Annotated in this window: 25 protein-coding genes; 14 read left to right on the forward strand and 11 right to left on the reverse strand. The window is 65.2% G+C overall.

All coding sequences use genetic code 11. From position 1 onward, the window contains the following. Positions 1-44 precede the first annotated feature (44 nt). Genes spoT through ACDI39_RS16685 form a run of 3 tightly spaced genes read left to right on the forward strand, consistent with a single transcriptional unit; the run spans position 45 to position 3342 of the window. The gene (spoT, locus tag ACDI39_RS16675) at positions 45-2153 is read left to right on the forward strand and encodes a bifunctional GTP diphosphokinase/guanosine-3',5'-bis pyrophosphate 3'-pyrophosphohydrolase (RefSeq protein WP_225786769.1); all 2109 of its coding nucleotides are present in this window, start codon (positions 45-47) and stop codon (positions 2151-2153) included. A 23-nt stretch (positions 2154-2176) separates the two neighbouring features. Further along, positions 2177-2557 carry a RidA family protein gene (locus ACDI39_RS16680; RefSeq protein ID WP_043209898.1) on the forward strand — a complete coding sequence of 127 codons (381 nt, stop codon included), beginning with the start codon at positions 2177-2179 and terminating at the stop codon, positions 2555-2557. A 53-nt stretch (positions 2558-2610) separates the two neighbouring features. After that, positions 2611-3342 (forward strand): hypothetical protein, encoded by a 732-nt coding sequence (locus ACDI39_RS16685; RefSeq protein ID WP_253090660.1) that lies wholly within the window; start codon positions 2611-2613, stop codon positions 3340-3342. Between the two features lie 81 nt (positions 3343-3423). On the opposite strand, the gene ACDI39_RS16690 is transcribed toward ACDI39_RS16685, so the two are convergent. Then, the gene (locus tag ACDI39_RS16690) at positions 3424-4281 is read right to left on the reverse strand and encodes an NAD-dependent epimerase/dehydratase family protein (RefSeq protein ID WP_225786771.1); all 858 of its coding nucleotides are present in this window, start codon (positions 4279-4281) and stop codon (positions 3424-3426) included. 192 nt (positions 4282-4473) lie between these two features. Between ACDI39_RS16690 and exbB the strand changes: the two genes are divergently transcribed. From exbB to ACDI39_RS16720, 6 genes are all read left to right on the forward strand, one after another. Continuing rightward, entirely contained in the window at positions 4474-5469 is a 996-nt protein-coding gene (gene exbB / locus ACDI39_RS16695; RefSeq protein WP_225786772.1) for a tonB-system energizer ExbB, read from the forward strand. Positions 5470-5472: 3 nt separating this feature from the next. After that, positions 5473-5901, forward strand: coding sequence for a TonB system transport protein ExbD (gene exbD / locus ACDI39_RS16700; protein ID WP_225786773.1), 429 nt, complete (start codon positions 5473-5475; stop codon positions 5899-5901). Then, on the forward strand, positions 5898-6635 hold the full coding sequence (locus ACDI39_RS16705) for an energy transducer TonB (RefSeq protein ID WP_225786774.1): 738 nt from the start codon (positions 5898-5900) through the stop codon (positions 6633-6635). The genes exbD and ACDI39_RS16705 overlap by 4 nt, the downstream gene beginning before the upstream one ends. Positions 6636-6729: 94 nt before the next feature. Continuing rightward, on the forward strand, positions 6730-7656 hold the full coding sequence (locus tag ACDI39_RS16710; protein WP_225786775.1) for a hydrogen peroxide-inducible genes activator: 927 nt from the start codon (positions 6730-6732) through the stop codon (positions 7654-7656). A gap of 4 nt (positions 7657-7660) precedes the next feature. After that, positions 7661-9739 carry an ATP-dependent DNA helicase RecG gene (gene recG, locus ACDI39_RS16715; protein WP_368816525.1) on the forward strand — a complete coding sequence of 693 codons (2079 nt, stop codon included), beginning with the start codon at positions 7661-7663 and terminating at the stop codon, positions 9737-9739. A gap of 78 nt (positions 9740-9817) precedes the next feature. Beyond that, positions 9818-11221 (forward strand): aminoacyl-tRNA deacylase and HDOD domain-containing protein, encoded by a 1404-nt coding sequence (locus tag ACDI39_RS16720; RefSeq protein WP_368816524.1) that lies wholly within the window; start codon positions 9818-9820, stop codon positions 11219-11221. A 39-nt stretch (positions 11222-11260) separates the two neighbouring features. Here ACDI39_RS16720 and ACDI39_RS16725 read toward each other — a convergent pair whose 3' ends face one another. The 4 genes from ACDI39_RS16725 to ACDI39_RS16740 all read right to left on the reverse strand — a co-directional run bounded on the left by ACDI39_RS16725 (position 11261) and on the right by ACDI39_RS16740 (position 13626). Beyond that, a complete protein-coding gene (locus ACDI39_RS16725) occupies positions 11261-11635 on the reverse strand; it encodes a helicase (protein ID WP_225786778.1) in 375 nt (124 codons plus the stop codon). A gap of 154 nt (positions 11636-11789) precedes the next feature. Then, the gene (locus tag ACDI39_RS16730) at positions 11790-12089 is read right to left on the reverse strand and encodes an HU family DNA-binding protein (RefSeq protein WP_225786779.1); all 300 of its coding nucleotides are present in this window, start codon (positions 12087-12089) and stop codon (positions 11790-11792) included. Between the two features lie 187 nt (positions 12090-12276). Then, positions 12277-13425, reverse strand: a complete 1149-nt coding sequence (locus ACDI39_RS16735; protein ID WP_486536950.1) for an NAD(P)/FAD-dependent oxidoreductase — start codon at positions 13423-13425, stop codon at positions 12277-12279. Between the two features lie 33 nt (positions 13426-13458). Then, positions 13459-13626, reverse strand: coding sequence for a rubredoxin (locus ACDI39_RS16740; RefSeq protein ID WP_011536423.1), 168 nt, complete (start codon positions 13624-13626; stop codon positions 13459-13461). 159 nt (positions 13627-13785) lie between these two features. Between ACDI39_RS16740 and ACDI39_RS16745 the strand changes: the two genes are divergently transcribed. Further along, positions 13786-14343, forward strand: a complete 558-nt coding sequence (locus ACDI39_RS16745) for a chorismate--pyruvate lyase family protein (RefSeq protein ID WP_486536951.1) — start codon at positions 13786-13788, stop codon at positions 14341-14343. Next, positions 14343-15233: a 4-hydroxybenzoate octaprenyltransferase gene (gene ubiA, locus ACDI39_RS16750; RefSeq protein ID WP_225786782.1), complete on the forward strand. Its 891-nt coding sequence runs from the start codon at positions 14343-14345 to the stop codon at positions 15231-15233. Before ACDI39_RS16745 ends, ubiA begins: the two co-directional genes overlap by 1 nt. 33 nt (positions 15234-15266) lie before the next feature. Here ubiA and ACDI39_RS16755 read toward each other — a convergent pair whose 3' ends face one another. After that, on the reverse strand, positions 15267-15638 hold the full coding sequence (locus ACDI39_RS16755) for a COG4315 family predicted lipoprotein (protein ID WP_225786783.1): 372 nt from the start codon (positions 15636-15638) through the stop codon (positions 15267-15269). Between the two features lie 174 nt (positions 15639-15812). Here ACDI39_RS16755 and phoB point away from each other — a divergent pair, with 174 nt between their 5' ends. From phoB to ACDI39_RS16770, 3 genes are all read left to right on the forward strand, one after another. Then, on the forward strand, positions 15813-16502 hold the full coding sequence (gene phoB / locus ACDI39_RS16760; protein WP_003253341.1) for a phosphate regulon transcriptional regulator PhoB: 690 nt from the start codon (positions 15813-15815) through the stop codon (positions 16500-16502). Between the two features lie 186 nt (positions 16503-16688). After that, a complete protein-coding gene (phoR, locus tag ACDI39_RS16765) occupies positions 16689-17960 on the forward strand; it encodes a phosphate regulon sensor histidine kinase PhoR (protein WP_253080406.1) in 1272 nt (423 codons plus the stop codon). 139 nt (positions 17961-18099) lie between these two features. Continuing rightward, positions 18100-19440 carry a hemolysin family protein gene (locus tag ACDI39_RS16770; RefSeq protein ID WP_225786785.1) on the forward strand — a complete coding sequence of 447 codons (1341 nt, stop codon included), beginning with the start codon at positions 18100-18102 and terminating at the stop codon, positions 19438-19440. A gap of 21 nt (positions 19441-19461) precedes the next feature. Here the strand turns inward: ACDI39_RS16770 and ACDI39_RS16775 are convergent, their stop codons facing one another. From ACDI39_RS16775 to pstA, 5 genes are all read right to left on the reverse strand, one after another. Continuing rightward, positions 19462-20358: a M23 family metallopeptidase gene (locus tag ACDI39_RS16775; RefSeq protein ID WP_486536952.1), complete on the reverse strand. Its 897-nt coding sequence runs from the start codon at positions 20356-20358 to the stop codon at positions 19462-19464. Positions 20359-20592: 234 nt separating this feature from the next. After that, entirely contained in the window at positions 20593-21474 is an 882-nt protein-coding gene (locus ACDI39_RS16780; RefSeq protein WP_486536953.1) for a response regulator, read from the reverse strand. 164 nt (positions 21475-21638) lie between these two features. Then, positions 21639-22397 carry a phosphate signaling complex protein PhoU gene (gene phoU / locus ACDI39_RS16785; RefSeq protein ID WP_253167631.1) on the reverse strand — a complete coding sequence of 253 codons (759 nt, stop codon included), beginning with the start codon at positions 22395-22397 and terminating at the stop codon, positions 21639-21641. Between the two features lie 112 nt (positions 22398-22509). Next, complete coding sequence (pstB, locus tag ACDI39_RS16790) at positions 22510-23343, reverse strand: phosphate ABC transporter ATP-binding protein PstB (protein ID WP_225786789.1); 834 nt, start codon at positions 23341-23343, stop codon at positions 22510-22512. A gap of 101 nt (positions 23344-23444) precedes the next feature. Further along, a complete protein-coding gene (pstA, locus tag ACDI39_RS16795; protein ID WP_225786790.1) occupies positions 23445-25115 on the reverse strand; it encodes a phosphate ABC transporter permease PstA in 1671 nt (556 codons plus the stop codon). Position 25116 lies beyond the last annotated feature (1 nt).

Here is a 25116-nt window from a genome sequence, read left to right on the forward strand (position 1 = left end):
CGTCGCGCGGCACCAGGCCCTCTTCCTCGGCAGGAGGTGAACCCATGCCGGGTATAGAAGCCCTCGCCGAACGGCTGTCGACCTACCTCGGCCATGACCAGGTCAACCTGGTCCGCCGGGCCTATTTCTATGCCGAGCAGGCACACGATGGCCAGCGCCGCCGCAGCGGCGAGCCCTACGTGACCCACCCGCTGGCGGTAGCCAGCATTCTCGCCGACATGCACATGGACCATCAGAGCCTGATGGCCGCCATGCTGCACGACGTGATCGAAGACACCGGCATCGCCAAGGAAGCCCTCAGCCAGCAGTTCGGCGAAACCGTCGCCGAGCTGGTCGATGGGGTCAGCAAGCTGACCCAGATGAACTTCGAGACCAAGGCCGAGGCCCAGGCGGAGAACTTCCAGAAGATGGCCATGGCCATGGCCCGCGACATCCGCGTGATCCTGGTCAAGCTGGCCGACCGCCTGCACAACATGCGCACCCTGGAAGTACTGTCCGGCGAGAAACGCCGGCGCATCGCCAAGGAAACCCTGGAGATCTACGCCCCCATCGCCAACCGCCTGGGGATGCACAACGTGCGCGTGGAGTTCGAGGACCTGGGCTTTAAGGCCATGCACCCGATGCGCTCGTCGCTGATCCACCGGGCGGTCAAGAGCGCCCGTGGCAACCGCAAGGAGATCGTCGCCAAGATCGAGCACTCCCTGGCCAACTGCCTGGCCGCGGACGGTATCGAGGGCGAGGTCAGCGGCCGGCAGAAGCACCTCTATGGCATCTACAAGAAGATGCGTGGCAAACGCCGCGCCTTCAACGAGATCATGGACGTGTACGCCTTCCGCATCATCGTCGACAAGGTCGATACCTGCTACCGCGTGCTCGGCGCCGTGCACAACCTGTACAAGCCGCTGCCCGGGCGCTTCAAGGACTACATCGCGATCCCCAAGGCCAACGGCTACCAGTCGCTGCACACCACGCTGTTCGGCATGCACGGCGTGCCCATCGAGATCCAGATCCGCACCCGCGAGATGGAAGAGATGGCCAACAACGGCATCGCCGCGCACTGGCTGTACAAGTCCAACGAGGACGAACAGCCCAAGGGCAACCATGCCCGCGCCCGCCAGTGGGTCAAGGGCATCCTGGAGCTGCAGCAACGCGCCGGCAACTCCCTGGAATTCATCGAGAGCGTGAAGATCGACCTGTTCCCCGACGAGGTCTACGTCTTCACGCCCAAGGGACGGATCATGGAGCTGCCCAAGGGCTCCACCGCCGTCGACTTCGCCTACGCGGTCCACACCGACGTCGGCAACAGCTGTATCGCCTGCCGCATCAACCGCCGCCTGGCGCCGCTGTCGGAGCCGCTGCAAAGCGGTTCGACCGTGGAGATCGTCAGCGCCCCGGGGGCCCGGCCAAACCCGGCCTGGCTCAACTTCGTGGTGACCGGCAAGGCGCGCACGCACATCCGCCATGCGCTCAAGCAGCAACGCCGCTCCGAGTCCATCAGCCTGGGCGAGCGCCTGCTGAACAAGGTCCTGACCGGTTTCGACAGCAGCCTCGACAAGATCCCGCAGGAACGTATCCAGGCGATCCTCACCGAGTACCGCCTGGAGCTGGTCGAAGACCTGCTGGAAGACATCGGCCTGGGCAACCGCATGGCCTACGTGGTCGCCCGTCGCCTGCTGTCCGCCGAGGGCGAGCAGCTGCCGGCACCGGAGGGCCCGCTGGCCATCCGTGGCACCGAGGGCCTGGTGCTCAGCTACGCCAAGTGCTGCACGCCGATCCCCGGCGACCCGATCGTCGGCCACCTGTCGGCGGGCAAGGGCATGGTCGTGCACCTGGAGAACTGCCGCAACATCAGTGAAATCCGCCACAATCCGGAGAAATGCCTGCAACTCTCCTGGGCCAAGGACGTCACCGGCGAGTTCAATGTCGAGCTGCGCGTCGAACTGGAACACCAGCGTGGCCTGATCGCCCTGCTGGCCAGCAGCGTCAATGCCGCCGACGGCAACATCGAGAAAATCAGCATGGACGAACGCGACGGCCGTATCAGCGTGGTCCAGTTGGTGGTCAGCGTGCGCGACCGCGTGCACCTGGCCCGCGTGATCAAGAAACTGCGTACCCTGACCGGCGTGGTCCGCATCACCCGCATGCGTACGTAGTCCGTCAACAGCAAGGAGTCAACATGACCAAGACCGTCATCAACAGCGACAAGGCCCCCGCCGCCATCGGCACCTACTCCCAGGCGATCAAGGCCGGCAACACCGTGTACATGTCCGGCCAGATCCCGCTGGACCCGAAGACCATGGAACTGGTCGAAGGCTTCGAAGCCCAGACCGTCCAGGTCTTCGAGAACCTCAAGGCCGTGGCCGAGGCCGCTGGCGGTTCGTTCAAGGACATCGTCAAGCTGAACATCTTCCTCACCGACCTGAGCCACTTCGCCAAGGTCAACGAGATCATGGGCCGCTACTTCGAGCAGCCCTACCCGGCCCGCGCCGCCATCGGCGTCGCCGCGCTGCCGAAAGGCTCCCAGGTCGAGATGGACGCCATCCTGGTCATCGAGTGACGCCCCTGGTGACGGGCGTCCAGCCCGTCACCTCTGCCCCAAGGTTTCCCATCATGCGCCATGCCCTGCCCCTTGCACTGGCAGCCCTGCTCTTGGGCGGCTGTGCCAGTCACAAGCCCGAAGACTACAACGGCACCTGGATCAACCAGGCGGCCATCGATGCCGCCGCCGAAGGCGGCAGTTTGCGCCAGGCCCTGTCCGAACAAGGCCCGGTATTCGAATGGAAGATCGACGTCGCCAACCAGCAGGCCAGCTTCAGCAACGGCTTCGAGGCGGCCGACGGGCGCCTGAGCGCCAGCGACAAGGACTGGCTGGTCACCTTCAACGGTGACGAGAACGGACAGCTCAAGCTCGACGGCAGCAAGCTGCAGGCCACCGACCAGGCCGGCAAGCGGCAGACGTTCGTGCGCGCCAAGCCTGCCGCGCCCGCCAATGCCCCGCTGGGCAGCAGCTTCGAGAAGGCACTGTACAAGGCGTACCTGGGCGGCGACTGGAAGATCGTCGAAGGCCCGGGCAAAGGCGCCTTGGTACGCTTCACCGACAACGGCAACGTCACCGGCCTGCCCGGCCCGGACCGCTATGCGCTGTGCCTGGCTGGCGCCTGCGCGGCCATGGGCGGCGACAACGACAGCCTGTGGCTGGAGCGTAACCAGCGTGGTGCGCCGTGGATCTTCAAGCGCGACGACGACACCCTGGAGATCTTCCAGGCGCTCAACCGCGCCCAGCCGAACGAAATGCCGCAACTGGTACCCGGCGCCCGCCAGTGGGTGCTGGAGCGCGACTGACCCGGCCCGGGATTGCGGCGGTCGTACCGCCGCATTCGTGGGCAAGCCAATACAGGGTCCGAAGCGGCCCCAGCATCTGGCTCACCCCCGCCCTTCGAGGATCGCCGCATACCCTTCCCTGTAGCTCGGATACTGCGGCGCCCACCCCAGCGCCCGGGCCCTGGCATTGCGGCAACGCTTGCTGCCCGTGCGCCGTACCCGCTGCTCCTCGGACCATTCGGTGACGCCCATGTGCTGGCGCAACCAGGCGACCACCTCGGCCAGCGGCGCCGGATCGTCATCGACACCGATGTAGCAATCCTCCAGCGCGACCCCATCGGCGTCGGCCTGCAGCAGGAAATCCAGCAAGCTCGCCGCATCCTCGGCATGAATGCGATTGCCGTACAGCGGCGGCTCCTCGGCCACGCGATAACCCTGGCGCACCTGGCTGAGCAACCATTCACGCCCCGGCCCGTAGATACCGGTCAAGCGCACCACACTGGCAGGGATGCCACTTTCCAGCGCCAGCCGCTCCGCCTCGAGCATGACACGCCCCGAATACCCCTCGGGCGCGGTGGCGGCGGTTTCGTCGATCCATTCGCCATCCTTCTGCGCATAGACGCTGCTGCTGGAGACGAACAGCAGCCGGCGCGGCCGCTGCCCCTTCTGCACCAACCACCCGAGCACATGGCGCAAACCCTCGACATAGGCAGCCTGGTACCCCGCCTCGTCATGCTGGCTGGCCGCCACGCAATACACCAAGTAATCCGGCGTGCGCTGCGGCCAGGCATCGGGAATACGGCCATCGGCCAGGTCGGCGGGAACCGGGTGAACGCCTTGCGGCAACTCGCCCACCGAGCGCCTCAGGCCCTCGACATGCCAGCCACGAGCGAGCAACCGGCGCGCCAGGCGCCCGCCCACATCCCCGCAACCTACGATCAATGCAGAACGACCTGACATTGCTAGACTCCTCCTTCCAAAGGCTCAGGCTAACGGGATTACACGATCAACGGTTATACAAAGGTGAAAAAAAGCAACGGCATTACTTCTGCTAACAAGAATTACTTGCAATAATGGCGCCCCTATCTGTTCTCGGCCCACCTCGAGGCTGTGGAGAACGTCACTCTTTTTTCTTCATCAGGTCCGGCCAGCATGACTCGTACTCAACCTTCCGCTTCGCCAACCACGCCGCGTGCATGGCGCGCCATCGCCGCGCTGATGTTCAGCCTGGTGCTGGCCCCGGTCGCCATGGCCGAAGAGCCTGTCGCACCGGCTGCCAATGTACCGGCCGCCACCGCCCCGGCTGACTCGGTCGCACCGGCAGGCGAGGCGCAGGCACCTGTTGCGCCTGCCGCCAACGCTGACACCGCTGCCCCGGCCCCTGCGGACGCCCAGGCGCCAGCCGGCGAGAACGTCGAGGCACTGGTCGAGGACACCACCCTGGGCATGGCCCATGACCTGTCGCCCTGGGGCATGTACAAGAACGCCGACGTGGTCGTCAAAGCCGTGATGATCGGCCTGGCCATCGCCTCGATCATCACCTGGACCATCTGGATCGCCAAAGGCTTCGAGCTGATGGGCGCCAAGCGTCGCCTGCGTGGCGAGGTCGAGGTCCTGAAGAAGGTCGCCAGCCTCAAGGAAGCCAGTGAAGCCTCGACCAAGGAGGGCACCCTGGCCCACACCCTGGTCCACGAAGCCCTCGAGGAAATGCGCCTGTCGGCCAACACCCGCGAGAAGGAAGGCATCAAGGAGCGCGTCAGCTTCCGCCTGGAGCGCCTGGTCGCCGCCAGCGGTCGCAACATGAGCAGCGGCACCGGCGTGCTCGCCACCATCGGCTCGACCGCACCGTTCGTCGGCCTGTTCGGCACCGTGTGGGGCATCATGAACAGCTTCATCGGCATCGCCAAGACCCAGACCACCAACCTGGCGGTCGTCGCCCCGGGTATCGCCGAGGCCCTGCTGGCCACCGCGCTGGGCCTGGTCGCGGCGATCCCGGCCGTGGTCATCTACAACGTCTTCGCCCGCTCCATCACCGGCTACAAGGCCCAGGTCTCCGACGCCTCGGCGCAGGTCCTGCTGCTGGTCAGCCGTGACCTGGACCATCAGGGCAGCGAGCGCGCCGCCCCGCACATGGTGAAAGTGGGGTAAGCCATGGGCCTGCATCTCAACGAAGGTGGCGACGACCTCGCCGAAAACCACGAAATCAACGTCACGCCCTTCATCGACGTGATGCTGGTGCTGCTGATCATCTTCATGGTCGCAGCCCCCCTGGCCACGGTCGATATCAAGGTCGACCTGCCGGCCTCGACCGCCAAGCCGGCCCCTAGGCCGGAGAAACCGGTGTTCGTCAGCGTCAAGACCGACAAGAAGCTGTACGTCGGCGACGATGAGGTGGCCCAGCACGACCAGCTTGGCGCGGTACTCGATGCCAAGACCAAAGGCGACAAGGAAACCACCATCTTCTTCCAGGCCGACAAGGGGGTCGACTACGGCGACCTGATGGAAGTGATGAACACCATGCGCGCGGCCGGCTACCTCAAGGTCGGTCTGGTCGGTCTCGAAACGGCAGCCAAGCAATGACGAAGAAGCGGTCCAACCTGCTGGCGCGCTACGGTACCAGCCTGGCGATCGTGCTCGGCGTGCATGCCCTGGCCGTGTTGCTGACGCTGAACTGGTCGGTGCCCCAAGCCATCGAGCTGCCGCCGGCCGCCATGATGGTCGAGCTGGCACCGCTCCCCGAACCTGCGCCGCCGCCACCACCGAAAGCCGCCCCCAAGCCACCGGCGCCGGTCGAAGAGCCGCCGCTGCCAAAGCTGGTGGAGGCGCCCAAGCCCAAGATCGCCATCCCCAAGCCGCCCAAGCCGAAGGCCAAGCCACAGCCGCCCAAGCCCGAGAAGAAGCCTGAGCCGCCAAAGGAACTGCCACCGGCCAAGGAGGAGGTAGCGGATACGCCGCCGAGCAACACGCCACCGCAGAAGTCCGCGGCACCCGCGCCGAGCATCGCCTCCAACAGCAATGCCCTGCCGACCTGGCAGAGCGACCTGCTGCGTCACCTGGCGAAGTACAAGCGCTATCCGGAAGACGCTCGCCGTCGCGGCCTGCAAGGCATCAACCGGCTGCGCTTCGTGGTCGACGCCGAGGGCAAGGTGCTGTCCTACGCCCTGGCCGGAGGTTCCGGCAGTGCGTCGCTGGACCGGGCGACCCTGGAGATGATCCGTCGGGCGCAGCCTGTGCCCAAGCCGCCGCAGGAGTTGCTGAACAATGGCACGATCGAGGTGGTAGCGCCGTTCGTCTACTCGCTGGACCGACGCTGACACTTTTGTTTCTGTCACAAAACGGCAAGTCTGATAACGTGCGTCTATCGATTGCAGCCGCTATGCTGGGGCCGCAACTTCATGGACGCACGTTATGACCCTCACAGAATTACGCTACATCGTCACACTTGCCCAGGAGCAGCATTTCGGCCATGCCGCCGAGCGTTGCCACGTCAGCCAGCCGACCCTGTCGGTCGGTGTGAAGAAGCTCGAGGACGAGCTTGGCGTGCTGATCTTCGAGCGCAGCAAGAGCGCGGTGCGCCTGACCCCGGTCGGCGAGAGCATCGTCGCCCAGGCGCAGAAGGTCCTGGAGCAGGCCCAGGGGATCCGCGAACTGGCCCAGGCCGGCAAGAACCAACTGACCGCGCCACTCAAGGTCGGCGCCATCTATACCGTCGGCCCCTACCTCTTCCCACACCTGATCCCCCAGTTGCACCGGGTGGCACCGCAGATGCCGCTGTACATCGAAGAGAACTTCACCCACGTGCTGCGCGAGAAGCTGCGCAACGGCGAACTGGATGCGGTGATCATCGCCCTGCCGTTCAACGAGGCCGACGTGCTCACCCTGCCGCTGTACGACGAGCCGTTCTACGCCCTGATGCCTGCCGACCACCCGTGGACCGCCAAGGACACCATCGACACGGCCATGCTCAACGACAAGAGCCTGCTGCTGCTCGGCGAGGGCCACTGCTTCCGCGACCAGGTGCTGGAAGCCTGCCCGACGATCAACAAGGGCGGCGAAGGGTCCAAGCACACCACCGTGGAGTCCAGCTCGCTGGAAACCATCCGCCACATGGTCGCCTCCGGCCTTGGCGTGTCGATCCTGCCGCTGTCGGCGGTACACAGCCATCACTACGCCCCGGGCGTGATCGAAGTGCGTCCGCTGACCGCGCCTTCGCCGTTCCGCACCGTGGCCATCGCCTGGCGCGCCAGCTTCCCGCGGCCGAAGGCCATCGAGCTGCTTGCCGACTCGATCCGCCTGTGCTCGGTGGCCAAGCCGCCCGTGGAACAGCCGGCCTGATCCCATGACGGAGTTGTCGAAGGTCCCGGTCACGGTGCTGAAGGGGGTCGGCGAGGCCATGGCCGAGAAACTCGCCAAGGTTGGCCTGGAGAACCTGCAAGATCTGCTGTTCCACCTGCCCCTGCGCTACCAGGATCGCACCCGCGTGGTGCCGATCGGCGCCCTGCGCCCGGGCCAGGATGCCGTCATCGAAGGCGTGGTCAGCGGCGCCGACGTGGTCATGGGCAAGCGCCGCAGCCTGGTGGTGCGCCTCGGGGACGGCAGCGGCGTGCTGAGCCTGCGCTTCTACCATTTCAGCAATGCGCAGAAAGAGGGCCTCAAGCGCGGCACCCACCTGCGCTGCTACGGCGAGGCACGCCCCGGCGCCTCGGGCCTGGAGATCTACCATCCGGAATATCGCGCGCTCAATGGCAGCGAGCCGCCACCGCCGGTGGAGCAGACCCTGACGCCCATCTACCCGACCACCGAAGGGCTGACCCAGCAACGCCTGCGCCTGCTCTGCCAACAGAGCCTGGCCATGCTCGGGCCGCGCAGCCTGCCCGACTGGCTGCCGGAGGAGCTGGCGCGGGACTACAGGCTGGCCCCGCTGGACGACGCCATCCGCTATCTGCACAACCCGCCTGCGGATGCCGACCTGGAAGAACTCGCCGAAGGCCATCACTGGGCCCAGCATCGCCTGGCCTTCGAGGAGCTGCTGACCCACCAGCTTTCCCAGCAGCGCCTGCGCGAGAGCCTGCGCACCCTGCGCGCGCCGGTATTGCCGAAGGCCAGCCGGCTGCCGGCGCAGTACCTGGCCAACCTCGGCTTCACCCCAACCGGTGCCCAGCAGCGGGTCGGCAACGAGATCGCCTACGACCTGAGCCAGCCCGAACCCATGATGCGCCTGGTTCAGGGCGACGTTGGCGCCGGCAAGACCGTGGTCGCCGCCCTGGCCGCCCTGCAGGCCCTGGAAGCCGGCTACCAGGTGGCACTGATGGCGCCGACCGAGATCCTCGCCGAACAGCACTACATCACCTTCAAGCGCTGGCTGGAGCCGCTGGGTATCGAGGTCGCCTGGCTCGCCGGCAAGCTCAAGGGCAAGGCCCGCGCCAGCGCCCTGGAACAAATCGCCAGTGGCGTGCCCATGGTCGTCGGCACCCATGCGCTGTTCCAGGAAGAAGTGAAGTTCCGCCACCTGGCCCTGGCGATCATCGACGAACAGCACCGCTTCGGTGTCCAGCAGCGCCTGGCCCTGCGCCAGAAAGGCGTGGCCGGCGAGCTGTGTCCGCACCAGTTGATCATGACCGCCACGCCCATTCCGCGCACGCTGGCCATGAGCGCCTATGCCGACCTGGATACCTCGATCCTCGACGAGCTGCCACCGGGCCGTACACCGGTGAACACCGTCCTGGTGGCCGACAGCCGACGCTTCGAGGTGGTCGAGCGGGTCCGCGCCGCCTGCGCCGAAGGCCGCCAGGCCTACTGGGTATGCACCCTGATCGAGGAGTCCGAGGAGCTGACCTGCCAGGCGGCCGAAAGCACCTTCGAGGAGCTGGGCAGCGCCTTGGGCGAACTGCGCGTGGGCCTGATCCACGGGCGCATGAAGCCGGCGCAGAAGGCTGCGGTCATGGCCGAGTTCAAAGAGGGCAACCTGCAGCTGCTGGTGGCCACCACGGTGATCGAGGTCGGCGTGGATGTGCCCAATGCCAGCCTGATGATCATCGAGAACCCCGAGCGCCTGGGCCTGGCCCAGTTGCACCAATTGCGCGGCCGGGTCGGCCGGGGCAGCGCGGTCAGCCATTGCGTGCTGCTCTATCATCCGCCGTTGTCGCAGATCGGCCGCGAACGGCTGGGCATCATGCGGGAAACCAACGACGGTTTCGTCATTGCCGAGAAGGACCTCGAGCTGCGCGGCCCGGGCGAGATGCTCGGGACCCGGCAGACCGGCCTGCTGCAGTTCAAGGTCGCCGACCTGATGCGCGACGCCGACCTGCTGCCGGCAGTGCGCGATGCCGCCCAGGCCCTGCTGGCGCGCTGGCCGGACCACGTCAGCCCGCTGCTCGAACGCTGGCTGCGGCACGGCCAGCAGTATGGCCAGGTGTGACGTCCGTCTGCGAATGGATCCAGCTTCCTACATAGGCTGGTTATACTTCGCGTTTAAAGAAAAACTTGGATACAGACCATGACTGAAGTTGCTCTGGACACCGCAACCCCACACGTACCGTCTGTCATCCGGCTATTGCTCGAAAAGCTTGGCGTGGCCTACCACGAAGTGCCCGAGCACCTATCGCTGCCGGCCACCTCGCGGGTTCAGGCGATCCTCCTCGAGGACGAAGTCGGCGCCTTGATGGCGTTGTTCCCACAGAGCCAGCTGCTGGACCTCAATCGCCTGACCGAGCTGACCGGCCGTAAACTGGTGGCCGTGCCCATGGCGCGCCTCAAGCACATGCTCGACAAGCATGGCCTCAAGACCTTGCCCGGCATTCCGGCGCTGACCAGCTCCCCCTGCCTCTATGAAGAAAGCCTGCTGCACGCCGACAAACTGCTGATCCAGTCGGGCGAGAGCGGCTTGTTGCTGGAGATCGAACGCGACGCGTTCAAGCGGATGCTGAACAAGGCCAGCGTGGGCAGCTTCGGCGAAGCGGTCAAGGACATCCGCCCCAACCTCGATCGCCCAGCCGACGACCCCAAGGAAATCACCCAGGCCGTCCAGGCCTTCACCGCCCGGCGTATCCAGCAACGCCTGGAGCAGACGATCGAGATTCCACCACTGGCGGACACCGCGCAGAAGATCATCAAGCTGCGTGTCGACCCCAATGCCAGCATCGATGACATCACCGGCGTGGTGGAGACCGATCCGGCCCTGGCCGCCCAGGTGGTCAGCTGGGCAGCGTCGCCCTACTACGCCTCACCCGGCAAGATCCGCTCGGTGGAGGATGCCATCGTGCGCGTGCTGGGCTTCGACCTGGTGATCAACCTCGCCCTGGGCCTGGCCCTGGGCAAGGCCATGAGCCTGCCCAAGGATCATCCGCAGCAGGCCACGCCGTACTGGCAGCAATCGATCTACACCGCCGCGGTGATCGAAGGGCTGACCCGGGCCATGCCCCGGGCGGAGCGTCCGGAAGCCGGCCTGACCTACCTGGCCGGCCTGCTGCACAATTTTGGCTACCTGCTCCTGGCCCATGTCTTCCCGCCGCACTTCTCGCTGATCTGCCGGCACCTGGAGGTCAATCCGCACCTGAACCACACCTTCGTGGAGCAGCACCTGCTGGGCATCAGCCGCGAACAGATCGGCGCCTGGCTGATGAAGCTGTGGGACATGCCGGAGGAGCTGTCGACCGCGTTGCGCTTCCAGCACGATCCGTCCTATGACGGCGAATATGCGGCCTTCCCTAACCTGGTCTGCCTGGCGACACGCCTGTTGCGCACGCGCGGCATCGGCTCGGGGCCCGAGGCGCCGATCCCGGATGCCTTGCTGGAACGCCTGGGGTTGAGCCGGGAGAAGGCCGAGGAATCGGTCGACAAGGTGCTGGCGGCCGAGACCCTGCTGCGGGAGCTGGCTTCGCAGTTCAATGCGCCGCATTGATGCCCAGTGGGGATGTCCCTGTAGAAGCAAGCCTCGGCGTCAGCTTTTCTTCTTCGGCTTGAGGTACTTCATCAGCCCCTGGAACCAGATGACCAGGGCCGGGTTGCCCTTGATCTGGATGCTCTTGTCCTGGATGCCCTGCATGAAGGCCAGTTGCTTGTTGGCGGCCTGCAATGTGGCGAAGCCATAGGCGGCATCCTTGAAGGCAATGGCAAAGGCAGGTTGTGGGTGCTGGCCGCCCTTGCTGCTGACGCGCTCGCCGCTGACGATGAAATGCCGGGCGACCTTGCCGTCCAGGGTCTGCATCTGGAATACCAGGTCCTTGTCGCGCAATTGCTGCTGGAAGGCCGGATTGTTGCGGCTGGCCCTGGCCATCAGCAGACCCATGGCCCAGAGAAGAAAGCGGAACTTCATCAACGCGCCTCGACTTGAATGTGACTGAGCCGCGCAGTTTATCCCTTTATTGAACCTGCGATGCAAATCTGTTTTACCAGCTTTTGCCATGCCAACACGCACAACGGGCGCCCAAGGGCGCCCGTTCGAATAACGCTGGCTGGTAGGGCGTGGATCACTTGCCCTTCTTGGCAGCCTTGACGGGTTGGTTGACGCTGTCGCGCAGGTTCTTGCCAGGCTTGAAGGCGACGGTATTGCTGGCCTTGATCTTCACCGGTTGACCGGTTTGCGGGTTCTTGCCGGTGCGGGCACCGCGATGGCGTTTTTCGAAGGTGCCGAAACCGACCAGGGTGACGGTGTCCTTGTCGAGCGCACCGGTGATGCTGTCGAGAATCGCGTTAAGGACCTGGTTGGCCTTTTCCTTGGTCAGATCGGCCTTTTCGGCGATAACGGCGGCGAGTTCTGGTTTACGCATAGTGAAGCCTCTTGGACGGGATTTCTTGTTGTTATGCCGTGCTGCCCGATAGGCAGCGTTCAAGGCACCGCAGGCTCTAAACTGCGGCAGACGGGAATGAGGATGGCACGCTCACCGGAGCCGCGCCAGTACCTGGGCGGCCATTGTCGCGTCAAGAACAGGATATATCCGACAGAACGCCAGCCATTCACGCCATCAAGGGTGGCAACTGCCGATTCAGCGCCAGCTTTTCCATGACCGCCGTGCCCGTCAGCGCGTAACCCAGCAACCGGCCTTCGCGGTCATGGCAGAGCACCTTGAGGTCGGCGCCCTGCCCTTGCACCTGCCAGGTACCGTCGTGGCCGGGTGGGGGCGGTGACACCACCAGGGGGCAGGCGGGCGTCTTCACGGTGACCGGCATCGGCCCATAGGCGACCGTGGTCGGGTTGCCGGCCAAGGTCTGGGCCAGGGCACGGGCGCAGGTCATCAGCGGCATGACGTACAACAGGTTGATGCCGTTGACCTCGGCACAGTCTCCCAGGGCGAAGATGTTGGCATGGGAGGTACGCAACTGGCGATCGACCACCACGCCACGGTTGACTTCCAAGCCGGCGGCAGCGGCCAGGTCGGTGCGCGGGCGCAGGCCGATGGCCGAGACCACCAGGTCGCAGGGGATCACCCGGCCATCGGACAGATGCGCCTCCAGGCCTTCGCCCACCCGCTGCAGGCGGGTCAGCACCGGCCCCAGGTGAAAGCGCACGCCAAGGCCCTCCAGGCCCGCCTGCACGGCACCGGCGGCGGCCGGGTGCAACAGGGTCGGCATCACCTGCTCGCAGGGCGCGACCACCTCGACGGCGTAGCCGCCCAGGGTCAGGTCGTTGGCGAATTCACAGCCGATCAGGCCGGCGCCGAGGATCAACACCCGCTGCTTGCCCTGCGCGGCGCGGCGGAAACGGTCGTAGTCTTCCAGGTCATTGATCGGGAAGACCAAATCGCCGGCGTCGCCCTCGATGGGCACCTGCACGGTCTGCGCACCCCAGGCAAAGACGAGGTCGCGGTACTGCACCGCTTCCTCGCCAATCCACAGGCGTTTGTGGCCCGGGTCGATGCCACTGATGCGGGTATGGGTGCGGATCTCGGCCTTGAGTTGCTCGGCCATGGTCCCGGGTTCGGCCATGCACAGGCCATCGGCGTCCTTGTGCTTGGCAAAGCCGGTGGAGAGCATGGGCTTGGAGTAGGAACGGCCGTCGTCGGCGGTGATCAACAACAGCGGCGTTTCGCCATCAAGCTTGCGAAATTCACGGGCCAGGTTGTAGCCCGCAAGGCCGGTACCGATGATTACCACAGGGGACGTCATGCCGTGCTTCCTCTCTCGAACAGGGGGTTGCGATCAGCCGATGGCGATCATTTCGAAATCACTCTTGCCGACACCACAATCCGGGCACAGCCAGTCTTCCGGCACGTCTTCCCAGCGGGTGCCCGGGGCGATGCCGTCGTCCGGCCAGCCCTCGGCTTCGTCGTAGATCAGGCCACAGACAATGCATTGCCATTTTTTCATCACGGTTTTCCTCGAACTGACTCAGGCTTGGCGCGACCGCCCGGCCCTCGAAGGGGGCCTCAGCCTCGGGCTTTGTACTGGCCCTGCCAGCAGTATGCAAGCAATCCGGGCAAACATGCTAAGCTCGCCACCTCTCTGGCCTGTATCAAGCATACCGACGTGCCGTACGAAACCCCGCAAGCAGCCGCTGTCGCGTGGCTGCCGTCTTCACAGCTGGCGGCCGACGTCGCCCAGCCGACCCTCGACTGGCTCTTCGACCAGGGCTCCCTGACCCGCCGCCTGACCCGCCTGTCCAACGATCATTTCTCGGTCACCCCGTTGTTCGAGGGCTGGCAGGCCCTGCGCGACGACGAGTGCCAGGCCCTGGGCCTGGCGCCCGGCGAGGAAGGCTGGGTGCGCGAGGTCTACCTGCGTGGCCATGGCCAACCCTGGGTGTTCGCCCGCAGCGTGGCCGGGCGCAGTGCCCTGGAGCGTGGCGGCCTCGACCTGGAGACGCTGGGCAGTCGCTCGCTGGGCGAACTGCTGTTCTGCGACCAGGCCTTCGTCCGCCATCCCATCGAGGTGTGCCGTTATCCACAGGCCTGGTTGCCGCCCGAGGTGCGCCACGGCGACCTGTGGGCACGGCGCTCGCGCTTCGCCCGCGGCGGCCTGGACCTGCTGGTGGCCGAGGTGTTCCTGCCCACGCTGTGGCAAGCGGCCAAGGAGGAGATCCGCTGATGTACCTGCAACTGCTCAAGTCGCTCAACCGCCTGCACCCGCGCGCCTGGGACTTCGTCCAGCTCAGCCGCATGGATCGTCCCATCGGCATCTACCTACTGCTGTGGCCGACCCTGTCGGCGGTGTGGATCGCCGGGCAAGGCTCGCCGACCCTGGCCAACGTGTTGATCTTCGGCCTGGGCGTGGTGCTGATGCGTGCCGCGGGTTGCTGCATCAACGACTTCGCCGACCGCAAGGTCGACGGCCACGTCAAGCGCACCGCCGACCGGCCGCTGGCCAGCGGCCGGGTCAAGCCGCGCGAGGCGGTGATGCTGTTCGCGCTGCTGGTCGGGGTGAGCTTCCTGCTGGTGCTGTGCACCAACGCCCGGACGGTGTGGCTGTCGTTCGGCGCCGTGGCCCTGGCGTTCTGCTACCCGTTCATGAAGCGCTACACCTACTACCCCCAGGTGGTGCTGGGCGCCGCCTACTCCTGGGGCATTCCCATGGCCTTCACCGCGGCAGGCGGCGACCTGCCGGCCAGCGCCTGGCTGCTGTACATCGCCAACCTGCTGTGGACCGTGGGCTATGACACCTACTACGCGATGGTGGACCGCGACGACGACCTGAAGATCGGCGTGAAATCCACTGCCATCCTGTTCGGTGAAGCCGACCGGGTGATCATCCTGACCTTGCAGATGCTGTCGCTGGGTTGCCTGCTGCTGGCTGGCAGCCGCTTCGAGCTGGGGGGTTGGTTCCACCTGGGGCTGCTGGGCGCGGCGCTGTGCTTTGCCTGGGAGTTCTGGTCGACCCGCGGGCTGGATCGCGAATCGTGCTTCAAGGCATTCCTGCACAACCATTGGGCGGGGTTGTTGGTCTTCGTTGGCGTGGTGCTGGACTACGCGTTGCGCTGAGTTGGCTGGGGCTGCCTTGCAGCCCCTTCGCCCTCAAGGCTTGGCGATATGCCAGACGTCCTTCACGCCATCACCGGTCTTGTCCCCGGCTTTCTTGTCCTTGATGAAGGTGTACAGCGGCTTGCCATCATAGGCCCACTGCTTGCTCCCGTCGTCGCGGGTGATCTGGGTCCACTTGTCGGTGGCCGCTTCATCATCCGCCTTGACCAGCAGCGGCGGCCAGTTCTTGGCGCATTCGCCGTTGCACGCCGACTTGCCGCCTTCGTCCTTGTCGAAGGTGTAGAGCGTCATGCCCGCGTGGTCGACCCACATGCCATCCTTTTCCATCGCATGGTGCGCCGACGCCACCCCCGGTAGCGCCAGTGCAGCGAAAAGGGCCATCCAGCTCAGCGTATGTCGTGTCATTGGAATCACCATTGTTTCGGGGGTGGAGGGAGGTCCGAGTGCCGTTTCGACGGCCCTTTGAAGCCTAGCCCAGTCACGGAATGTCGCCAGAACCGCCAATGTCCTGTCACACAGCTGCAATAATTCCGTTATCTAATGCGGGCCAAGACATCGTTCCCGGGAGAGGTATTGAGCATGGTTGGCAGAAACATTCTGATCGTCGACGACGAGGCGCCCATTCGCGAGATGATCGCCGTTGCATTGGAAATGGCCGGCTATGACTGCCTGGAAGCGGAGAACTCGCAGCAGGCCCATGCCATCATCGTCGATCGCAAACCGGATCTGATCCTGCTCGACTGGATGCTGCCGGGCACCTCGGGCATCGAGCTGGCGCGCCGCCTCAAGCGCGACGAACTGACCGGCGACATCCCGATCATCATGCTCACTGCCAAGGGCGAAGAGGACAACAAGATCCAGGGCCTGGAAGTCGGCGCCGATGACTACATCACCAAGCCGTTCTCGCCCCGCGAGCTGGTGGCGCGCCTGAAGGCCGTGCTGCGCCGTACCGGTCCGAGCGACAGCGAGGCGCCGATCGAGGTCGGTGGCCTGCTGCTCGACCCGATCAGCCACCGCGTGACCATCGATGGCAAGCCGGCCGAGATGGGCCCGACCGAATACCGCCTGCTGCAGTTCTTCATGACCCACCAGGAACGCGCCTACACCCGTGGCCAGTTGCTCGACCAGGTCTGGGGCGGCAACGTCTACGTCGAGGAGCGCACCGTCGACGTACACATCCGCCGCCTGCGCAAGGCGTTGGGTGAAGCCTACGAGAATCTGGTACAAACCGTCCGGGGCACCGGCTATCGCTTTTCCACCAAGAGCTAGCCGCAAGCTCCAAGCCTCAAGCGGCAAGAAAGAGCAGCCAGCGTCAAGCCTGCTCGCCGCTTCAGGCTTGAAATAAAGGACTGAACAGCACCACCGATCCGCTTCTTCTTGCAGCTTGAAGCTCAAAGCTGGATCCGAAGGATTCGTCAATTGAACCAGAACTGGCACGCGACCCTGATTCGCCACATGCTGCTGTTGATCACCGTCTGCCTGGTTGGCGGGCTGGTCAGTGGCTACTACGGCTGGAGCCTGGCCATCGGCCTTGCCCTCTACCTGGGCTGGACCCTCAAGCAGCTGCTGCGCCTGCATGACTGGCTGCGCAACCACCAGCCCGACGAAGCACCGCCCGACGGCTACGGTCTGTGGGGCGAGGTGTTCGACAGCATCTACCACCTGCAACGGCGCGACCAGCGCGTACGCGGCCGCCTGCAGGCGGTGATCGACCGGGTACAGGAGTCCACCGCCGCCCTGCGCGACGCGGTGATCATGCTCGACAGCGAAGGCAACCTGGAGTGGTGGAACCGCGCCGCCGAAACCCTGCTGGGCTTCAAGACCCCACAGGACGGTGGCCAGCCGGTGACCAACCTGGTCCGCCACCCGCGCTTCAAGGAATACTTCGAGTCGCAGAACTACGTCGAACCGCTGGAGATCCCCTCGCCGATCAACGATCGCCTGCGCGTCCAGTTGCACATCACCCGCTATGGCAACAACGAGCACCTGATGCTGGTGCGCGACGTCACCCGCATCCACCAGCTCGAGCAGATGCGCAAGGACTTCGTCGCCAACGTCTCCCACGAGCTGCGCACCCCGCTGACGGTGATCACCGGCTACCTGGAAACCCTGCTGGACAACGTCGAGGAGGTCAACCCGCGCTGGAACCGTGCGTTGCAGCAGATGAGCCAGCAAGGCTCGCGCATGCAGACCCTGCTCAACGACCTGCTGCTACTGGCCAAGCTGGAGGCCACCGACTACCCGTCGGACAACCAGCCGGTGGCGGTCGACGCCCTGCTGCAGTCGATCAAGGCCGACGCCCAGGCCCTGTCCGGCCCGCGCAACCAACGCATCAGCCTGGATGCCACGCCCGGCGTGCGCCTCAAGGGCAGCGAGTCGGAACTGCGCAGCGCCTTTTCCAACCTGGTGTTCAACGCGGTCAAGTACACCCCCGACGAAGGCAACATCCGCATCCGCTGGTGGGCCGATGACCAGGGCGCGCACCTGTCCGTGCAGGACTCGGGGATCGGCATCGATGCCAAGCACCTGCCACGGCTGACCGAGCGCTTCTACCGGGTCGACTCCAGCCGCGCCTCCAACACCGGCGGCACGGGGCTGGGCCTGGCCATCGTCAAGCACGTGCTGCTGCGCCATCGTGGCCGCCTGGAGATCAGCAGCGTACCGGGGCATGGCAGTACCTTCACCTGTCACTTCGCGCCTGCACAATTGGCCAACGCCAGGGGCTGAGCCGGGGCTGCGCAGCCTCTCCCAAAGCCTGTCCCCTTTGCTTTTGCAGCCCCAGCCGCTACATTGAATCCCCTGTGCCAGCCGGAGCTGGCACTTTTTTTCTCCCTTTTCTGAAGACGGACCCCGTAAAAACTCCATCATGGACCCTTCCCCTGGTATCAGCCTCACCACCCTGTTCGCCGACTTCGGCATGATCATCTTTGCCTTGTTCCTGGTGCTGCTCAACGGCTTCTTCGTTGCCGCCGAGTTCTCCATGGTCAAGCTGCGCTCCACCCGCGTCGAATCCATCGCCGACCTGCACGGCTGGCGCGGCAGCATCCTGCGCAAGGTCCACAACCAACTGGATGCCTACCTGTCGGCCTGCCAGCTGGGCATCACCCTGGCCTCCCTGGGCCTGGGCTGGGTCGGCGAACCGGCCTTCGCCCACCTGCTCGAGCCGGTGCTGGCCGCCGTGGGCGTCGACACGCCGGAGCTGGTCAAGGCGATCTCGTTCTTCATCGCCTTCTTCGTGATCTCTTACCTGCACATCGTGGTCGGCGAGCTGGCGCCCAAGTCCTGGGCGATCCGCAAGCCCGAGCTGCTGTCGCTGTGGACCGCCGTGCCGCTGTACCTGTTCTACTGGCTGATGTACCCGGCCATCTACCTGCTCAACGCCAGCGCCAACACCATCCTGCGCATCGCCGGGCAAGGCGAGCCAGGGCCCCACCATGAGCATCACTACAGCCGCGAGGAGCTCAAGCTGATCCTGCACTCCAGCCGCGGGCACGACCCGAGCGACCAGGGCATGCGCGTGCTGGCCTCGGCCGTGGAGATGGGCGAGCTGGAAGTGGTCGACTGGGCCAACTCCCGCGAGGACATGATCAGCCTCGACGCCCGTGCGCCGCTCAAGGAAATCCTGGCGATGTTCCGGCGCCACAAGTTCAGCCGCTACCCGGTCTACGATGCCGAGCGCGAGGAGTTCATCGGCCTGCTGCACATCAAGGACCTGCTGCTGGAGCTGGCCGACCTGGACCACATTCCCGAGACCCTCGACCTGGATGACCTGTGCCGCCCGCTGGAGCGCGTGTCCCGCCACATGCCGCTGGCCCAGTTGCTGGAGCAGTTCCGCAAGGGCGGTGCGCACTTCGTGCTGGTCGAGGAAGCCGACGGCAAGGTGATCGGCTACCTGACCATGGAAGACGTGCTGGAGGTGCTGGTCGGCGACATCCAGGACGAACACCGCAAGACCGAACGCGGCATCCTCGCCTACCAGCCCGGCAAGCTGCTGGTACGAGGCGATACGCCGCTGTTCAAGGTCGAGCGCCTGCTGGGCGTGGACCTTGATCACATCGAGGCGGAAACCCTCGCCGGGCTGGTCTACGAGACCCTCAAGCGCGTGCCCGAGGAAGAGGAAGTGCTGGAGGTCGAGGGCCTGCGCATCATCATCAAGAAGATGAAAGGGCCGAAGATCGTACTGGCCAAGGTGCTCAAGCTCGATTGACCGCACGGCGGCCCAGCCCGCTCAAGGATTGCCGGCCGTGAAGTCCGGCAATCCGCCGATCGGCCGGTCGAACTGGTAGGGAATCGACTCCAGCGCCAGCCCCACATTGCGTTGCACCACGAAATGCAGGTGCGGCCCGGTGCTGTTGCCGGTGTTGCCCGACTTGGCCAGCAGCTCGCCCACGGCCACCCGCTGCCCCTCGCCCACCACCACCGAACCGCGCATCAGGTGCAGGTAGACGCCCATGGTGCCGTCGGGGTGGAGGATCCTGACGAAGTTGCCGGAGGGATGGCTGCCGCGCCCGCTCTGGTCGTTCTCGACCTTCACCACCACCCCGCCCCGCGCGGCGACGATGGGCGTGCCTTCGGGCATGGCGATATCCATGGCATGGCGGCCCTTGGGGCCGAAGTGGCTGAAGCGGCCATTGGGCCCCTGGGTCAGACGGAACGGGCCGCCGCGCCAGGGAAAGGGATAACGATAGGCCTGGGGCCGCTGGGCCGGGTCGCCCAGGGCATGGCGAAACTTCGACGCATACTTCAGGCGCACCCCCTGCCTCGTCATCAGCACGCAGAGCACCTGGGTCGAACGCGCCTGCAGCACCCGCCGCACGATTCTCGGTGCATTGCCGCCCTGGGCATTGGCCAGGCGCTCCAGGCGCAGCTCGACCTCCACCGGGGCGAACAAGGCATTGTGCGCAACGAAGCGCACGCCTGCGGCGAATGGCTCGGCGCGCAAGCGCACCTGGCTGTCGAGGCGCTCGGCCATCGGCTCACGGAACACGAAGGCCCTGGCGCCAGGGCTGGGCTGGTAGGAATAGGACACCACGCCGAAGGTGTCGGTGGTCGTGTAGAGGGTCATGCCCAGGCTCGGCGCCGAGGCCGTGAGCAAGGCACAGAACAGCAGCGGGCGAATGGGCATGATGGTGGCTTTTTGACATTTATTGTTGTGTCGAAGCCTAGCAGCCGGTTTGCAGGGAGGTATGGCAGTTGGTCGGAGAAGGTGCCAGTCGGTCAAGCGGGACGGGGCTGCTCGCCGGCAGCCCCACAAGGTTCACCGCTGCCCTCAAGCCCGACGGGGTTGTGGGAGCTGGCTTGCCAGCGATGGGGCGCGAAGCAGCCCCAAAATGGCAGCGGAAAGTCGTGACTGTTTCAATCACGCCCCTGGGGTGAAATGCTTCTGTGCAGTCCCACGGGCGATCAGGCGCGACAGGTAGTCGAGCTTCTGCGCATCCTGGTCGACGAACTTGAACGTCAGTTGCAGCCAGTCGCTCTCAGGCTTCGGCTCCAGGGCGGCAATGGCATGCAGGTAGCCATTGAGGCGAGCGACTTCGGCATTCTCGCCCTGCTCCAGGTCCAGCACCGCACCTTCGAGCACTTGTGGCAGGGCTGCACTGCGGCGCACCACCAGCAGTGCCTCCTTGAGGCTCAGGGCCTTGATCACGCAAGGCTGGATGCCACTGGACAGGCGCAGCTGGCCCTGCCCACGGCCGGCCTGGGCCGCCGCCGCACTCTTGGGCGCCGGCGCACTGATCAAGGGCTTGGCCGGGGCCGCCTTGACCGTTTCCGGACGGCCGCTGGTCAAGGCATTGAGCGAGTCGTTGGCGAATGCCGCATTGGCCCGTGCAGGCGCGCTGGCCACCAAGCCTTCGAGCTTGCCGATCTTGCTCAGGGCCTTCTTCACTTTGGTCAGCAGCTGCTCGTTGGTGAATGGCTTGCCGACGAAATCGGAAACACCGGCCTGGATGGCCTGGATCACGTTTTCCTTGTCGCCACGGCTGGTCACCATGATGAACGGCAGGGTTTTCAACTCTGGTTGCTGACGGCACCAGGTCAGCAGTTCGATGCCGGACATCTCCGGCATCTCCCAGTCGCACAGGACCAGGTCGAAACGCTCCTTGCCCAGCAGGGCCATGGCCTTGCGGCCGTTGACCGCATCCTCGACGACTACGCCGGGGAAGGCATTGCGCAGGCACTTCCTCACCAGGTCGCGAATGAACGGCGCATCGTCCACGACCAGCACATTGACTTTACTCATCCCTACTCCTCTTGAGTCCCGACTAGCATACCGCCGACTGATGGCCATTTGCCAAAACCTGAGTCACGCCGGGACTGCGCACATCGCTCGCGGGTGCCTGCTGGATGCTCGAGCACAAACGAAAACGCCCGGCCAGAGCCGGGCGTCGATACTCAGGAGCACTACTACTTATCGTCAGGCTCGGCCGGAACATTAGCGTTTTCGGCCGCGCCCTCGACTTCCGCCTTCATACGCTTGAGGCCCAGGTGACGCACGTCGGTACCCCGCACGAGGTAGATCACCAGCTCCGAGATGTTGCGCGCATGGTCGCCGATGCGCTCCAGCGAACGCAGCGCCCAGATGACGCTGAGGACCCGCGAGATCGAGCGGGGGTCTTCCATCATGTAGGTGACCAGTTCACGCAGGGCGGTCTTGTACTCGCGGTCGATGTTCTTGTCGTACTGGGCCACCGACAGGGCCAGGTCGGCATCGAAGCGGGCGAAGGCGTCCAGTGCGTCACGTACCATGTTGCGCACCTGGTCGCCGATGTGGCGCACCTCGACGTAGCCCCGTGGCGACTCGCCTTCCTCGCACAGCTGGATGGCACGGCGGGCGATCTTGGTCGACTCGTCGCCGATGCGCTCCAGGTCGATCACCGATTTGGAAATGCTGATGATCAGGCGCAGGTCGGAGGCCGCCGGCTGGCGGCGGGCGAGGATGCGTACGCACTCCTCATCGATGTTGCGCTCCATCTGGTTGATCTGCTCGTCGACCTCTCGCACCTGCTGGGCCAGGCCCGAGTCGGCCTCGATCAGCGCGGTGACCGCGTCGTTGACCTGTTTCTCGACCAGGCCGCCCATCGCCAGGAGGTGGCTGCGAACCTCCTCGAGCTCGGCGTTGAACTGCTGGGAGATGTGATGCGTCAGACTTTCTTTGTTAATCATGCTTTCGCTCCGCACGTAAGCTGCAAGCCTCAAGCTGCAAGCTTCAAGTGGTTCGTGTCGTTCCCTGGCCCTGTGCCAACCGCTTTTTCTTGCAGCTGCGCCGCAGGCGCCGTTAACCGTAGCGGCCGGTGATGTAGTCTTCGGTCTGCTTCTTCGCCGGGTTGGTGAACAGGGTGTCGGTATCGCCGAATTCGACCAGTTTGCCCATGTACATGAACGCGGTGTAGTCCGAGACACGCGCCGCCTGCTGCATGTTGTGGGTCACGATGACGATGGTGTACTTGGATTTCAGTTCGTAGATCAGCTCTTCGACCTTCAGGGTCGAGATCGGGTCCAGGGCCGAGCAGGGCTCGTCGAGCAGCAGGACTTCCGGCTCCACGGCGATGGTGCGGGCGATCACCAGACGCTGCTGCTGACCACCGGACAGGCCCAGGGCCGAGTCGTGCAGGCGGTCCTTGACCTCGTCCCACAGGGCCGCGCCCTTCAGGGCCCACTCGACGGCTTCGTCGAGGGTGCGCTTTTTGTTGATGCCCTGGATGCGCAGGCCGTAGACCACGTTTTCATAGATGGTCTTGGGAAACGGGTTGGGCTTCTGGAACACCATGCCGACCCGGCGGCGCAGCTCGGCCACGTCCTCGCCCTTGCGGTAGATGTTGTTGCCGTACAGGTTGATCGCGCCTTCCACGCGGCAGCCATCGACCAGGTCGTTCATGCGGTTGAAGGTCCGCAGCAGGGTCGACTTGCCGCAGCCGGACGGGCCGATGAAGGCAGTCACGCGCTGCTTGGGGATGTTCATCTGCACGTCGAACAGCGCCTGCTTGTCGCCATAGAACAGGGACAGGCCAGGCACCTCGATGGCCACGGTTTCCTCGGCCAGGCGCAGGCTCTGCTTGTCGCGGCCCAAGGCCGACATATCGATGCCGTGGGCGTGGGATTCTTGCTGCATGTTCTCACTCCGTTCGTAGCTGCCAGCTTCGAGCTGCAAGCTGCAAGTTAGGGCAAAGCGGCAATCTGCTAGGGGCTTGCCGCTGTGGCTTAAAGCTGAAGTCAGCTGTCGAGGGCCTTGTACTTCTCGCGCAGGTGGTTACGGATCCACACGGCGGAGAGGTTGAGGGTGGCGATCACCAGCACCAGCAACAGCGCGGTGGCGTACACCAGCGGTCGCGCGGCCTCGACGTTGGGGCTCTGGAAGCCGACGTCGTAGATGTGGAAGCCCAGGTGCATGATCTTCTGGTCCAGGTGCAGGTAGGGGTAGTTGCCATCCAGCGGCAACGACGGCGCCAGCTTCACCACGCCCACCAGCATCAACGGCGCCACTTCGCCCGCGGCACGGGCCACGGCGAGGATCATGCCGGTCATCATGGCCGGGCTTGCCATGGGCAGGACGATCTTCCACAGGGTCTCGGCCTTGGTCGCGCCGAGGGCCAAGGAACCTTCGCGCACGGTACGCGGGATACGCGCCAGGCCTTCTTCGGTCGCCACGATCACCACCGGTACGGCCAGCAGCGCCAGGGTCAGCGAGGCCCAGAGCAGGCCTGGGGTACCCAGGGTCGGCGCCGGCAGCGCCTCGGGGAAGAACAGGCGGTCGATCGAGCCGCCCAGCACATAGACGAAGAAGCCCAGGCCGAACACGCCGTAGACGATCGCCGGAACGCCCGCGAGGTTGTTCACCGCGATGCGGATCAGGCGGGTGACCGGCCCCTGCTTGGCATACTCACGCAGGTAGACCGCGGCCAGCACACCGAACGGGGTGACGATCACGGCCATGATCAGGGTCATCATCACGGTACCGAAGATGGCCGGGAAGATACCGCCCTCGGTGTTGGCCTCACGCGGGTCGTCGCTGAGGAACTCCCAGACCTTGGCGAAGTAGGTGCCCATCTTGGTCAGGCCGGACATGGCGTTCGGCTGGTAGGCGTGGACCACCTTGCTCAGGTTGATCTCCACCTCACGGCCATTGCCATCGCGGGCCACCAGGCTGTCGCGGGCGAAGGCCTGGTGCAGGCCACCCAGGCGCTCCTCGATGGCCTTGTAGCGGTTGTTCAGCTCGGCGCGATCGGCCTCGATATCAGCCTGGGCAGCGGCGTCCAGCTTGCCCTGCAGCTCCAGCTGGCGGGTCTTCAGGCGCAGGCGCTCCAGGCCATGGTTGATGGCACCGATGTCCTTCTTCTCGAGGGTCTGCAGCTCACCGGCCAACTGGTTGGCGCGCTTGAGGCGAGCCTGCAGTTCGGGCCAGGCGGCCGGGCCTTCGGCGACCACACGGCCTTCTTCCTTGACGCTGACCAGGTAGCCATAGAAGTTGCCCCATTCGCGGCGCTCCAGGGCGATCAGCTCGGCCGGCTTCTGCTGGTCGACCAGCCACTCGCCGACCAGCCAGGTGAAGTCGCTGCCGTTGAGGTCGCGGTTGCCCACCTTGACCAGTTCGCGGGTCATGAACTCCGGGCCTTCGTCCGGCACCGGCAGGCCGGCGCCCTTGAGGCGGGCACGCGGCACCTCTTCCTTCTGCACGACCTCACCGATGATCACATGGTCGGCCTGCCCCGGCACCTTGTAGGTGGCCTGGATCAGGTCGGCCGGCCAGAAGTGGCCCAGGCCGCGCACGGCGATCACTGCCAGCAGACCCACGGTCATGATCACCGCGATGGCGACCGCGCCACCGCTGATCCAGACGCCGGGGGCGCCGCTCTTGAACCAGCCCTTGAGGGAATCCTTTTTCACG

The sequence above is a fragment of the Pseudomonas sp. Tun-23181 genome, from assembly GCF_057415455.1.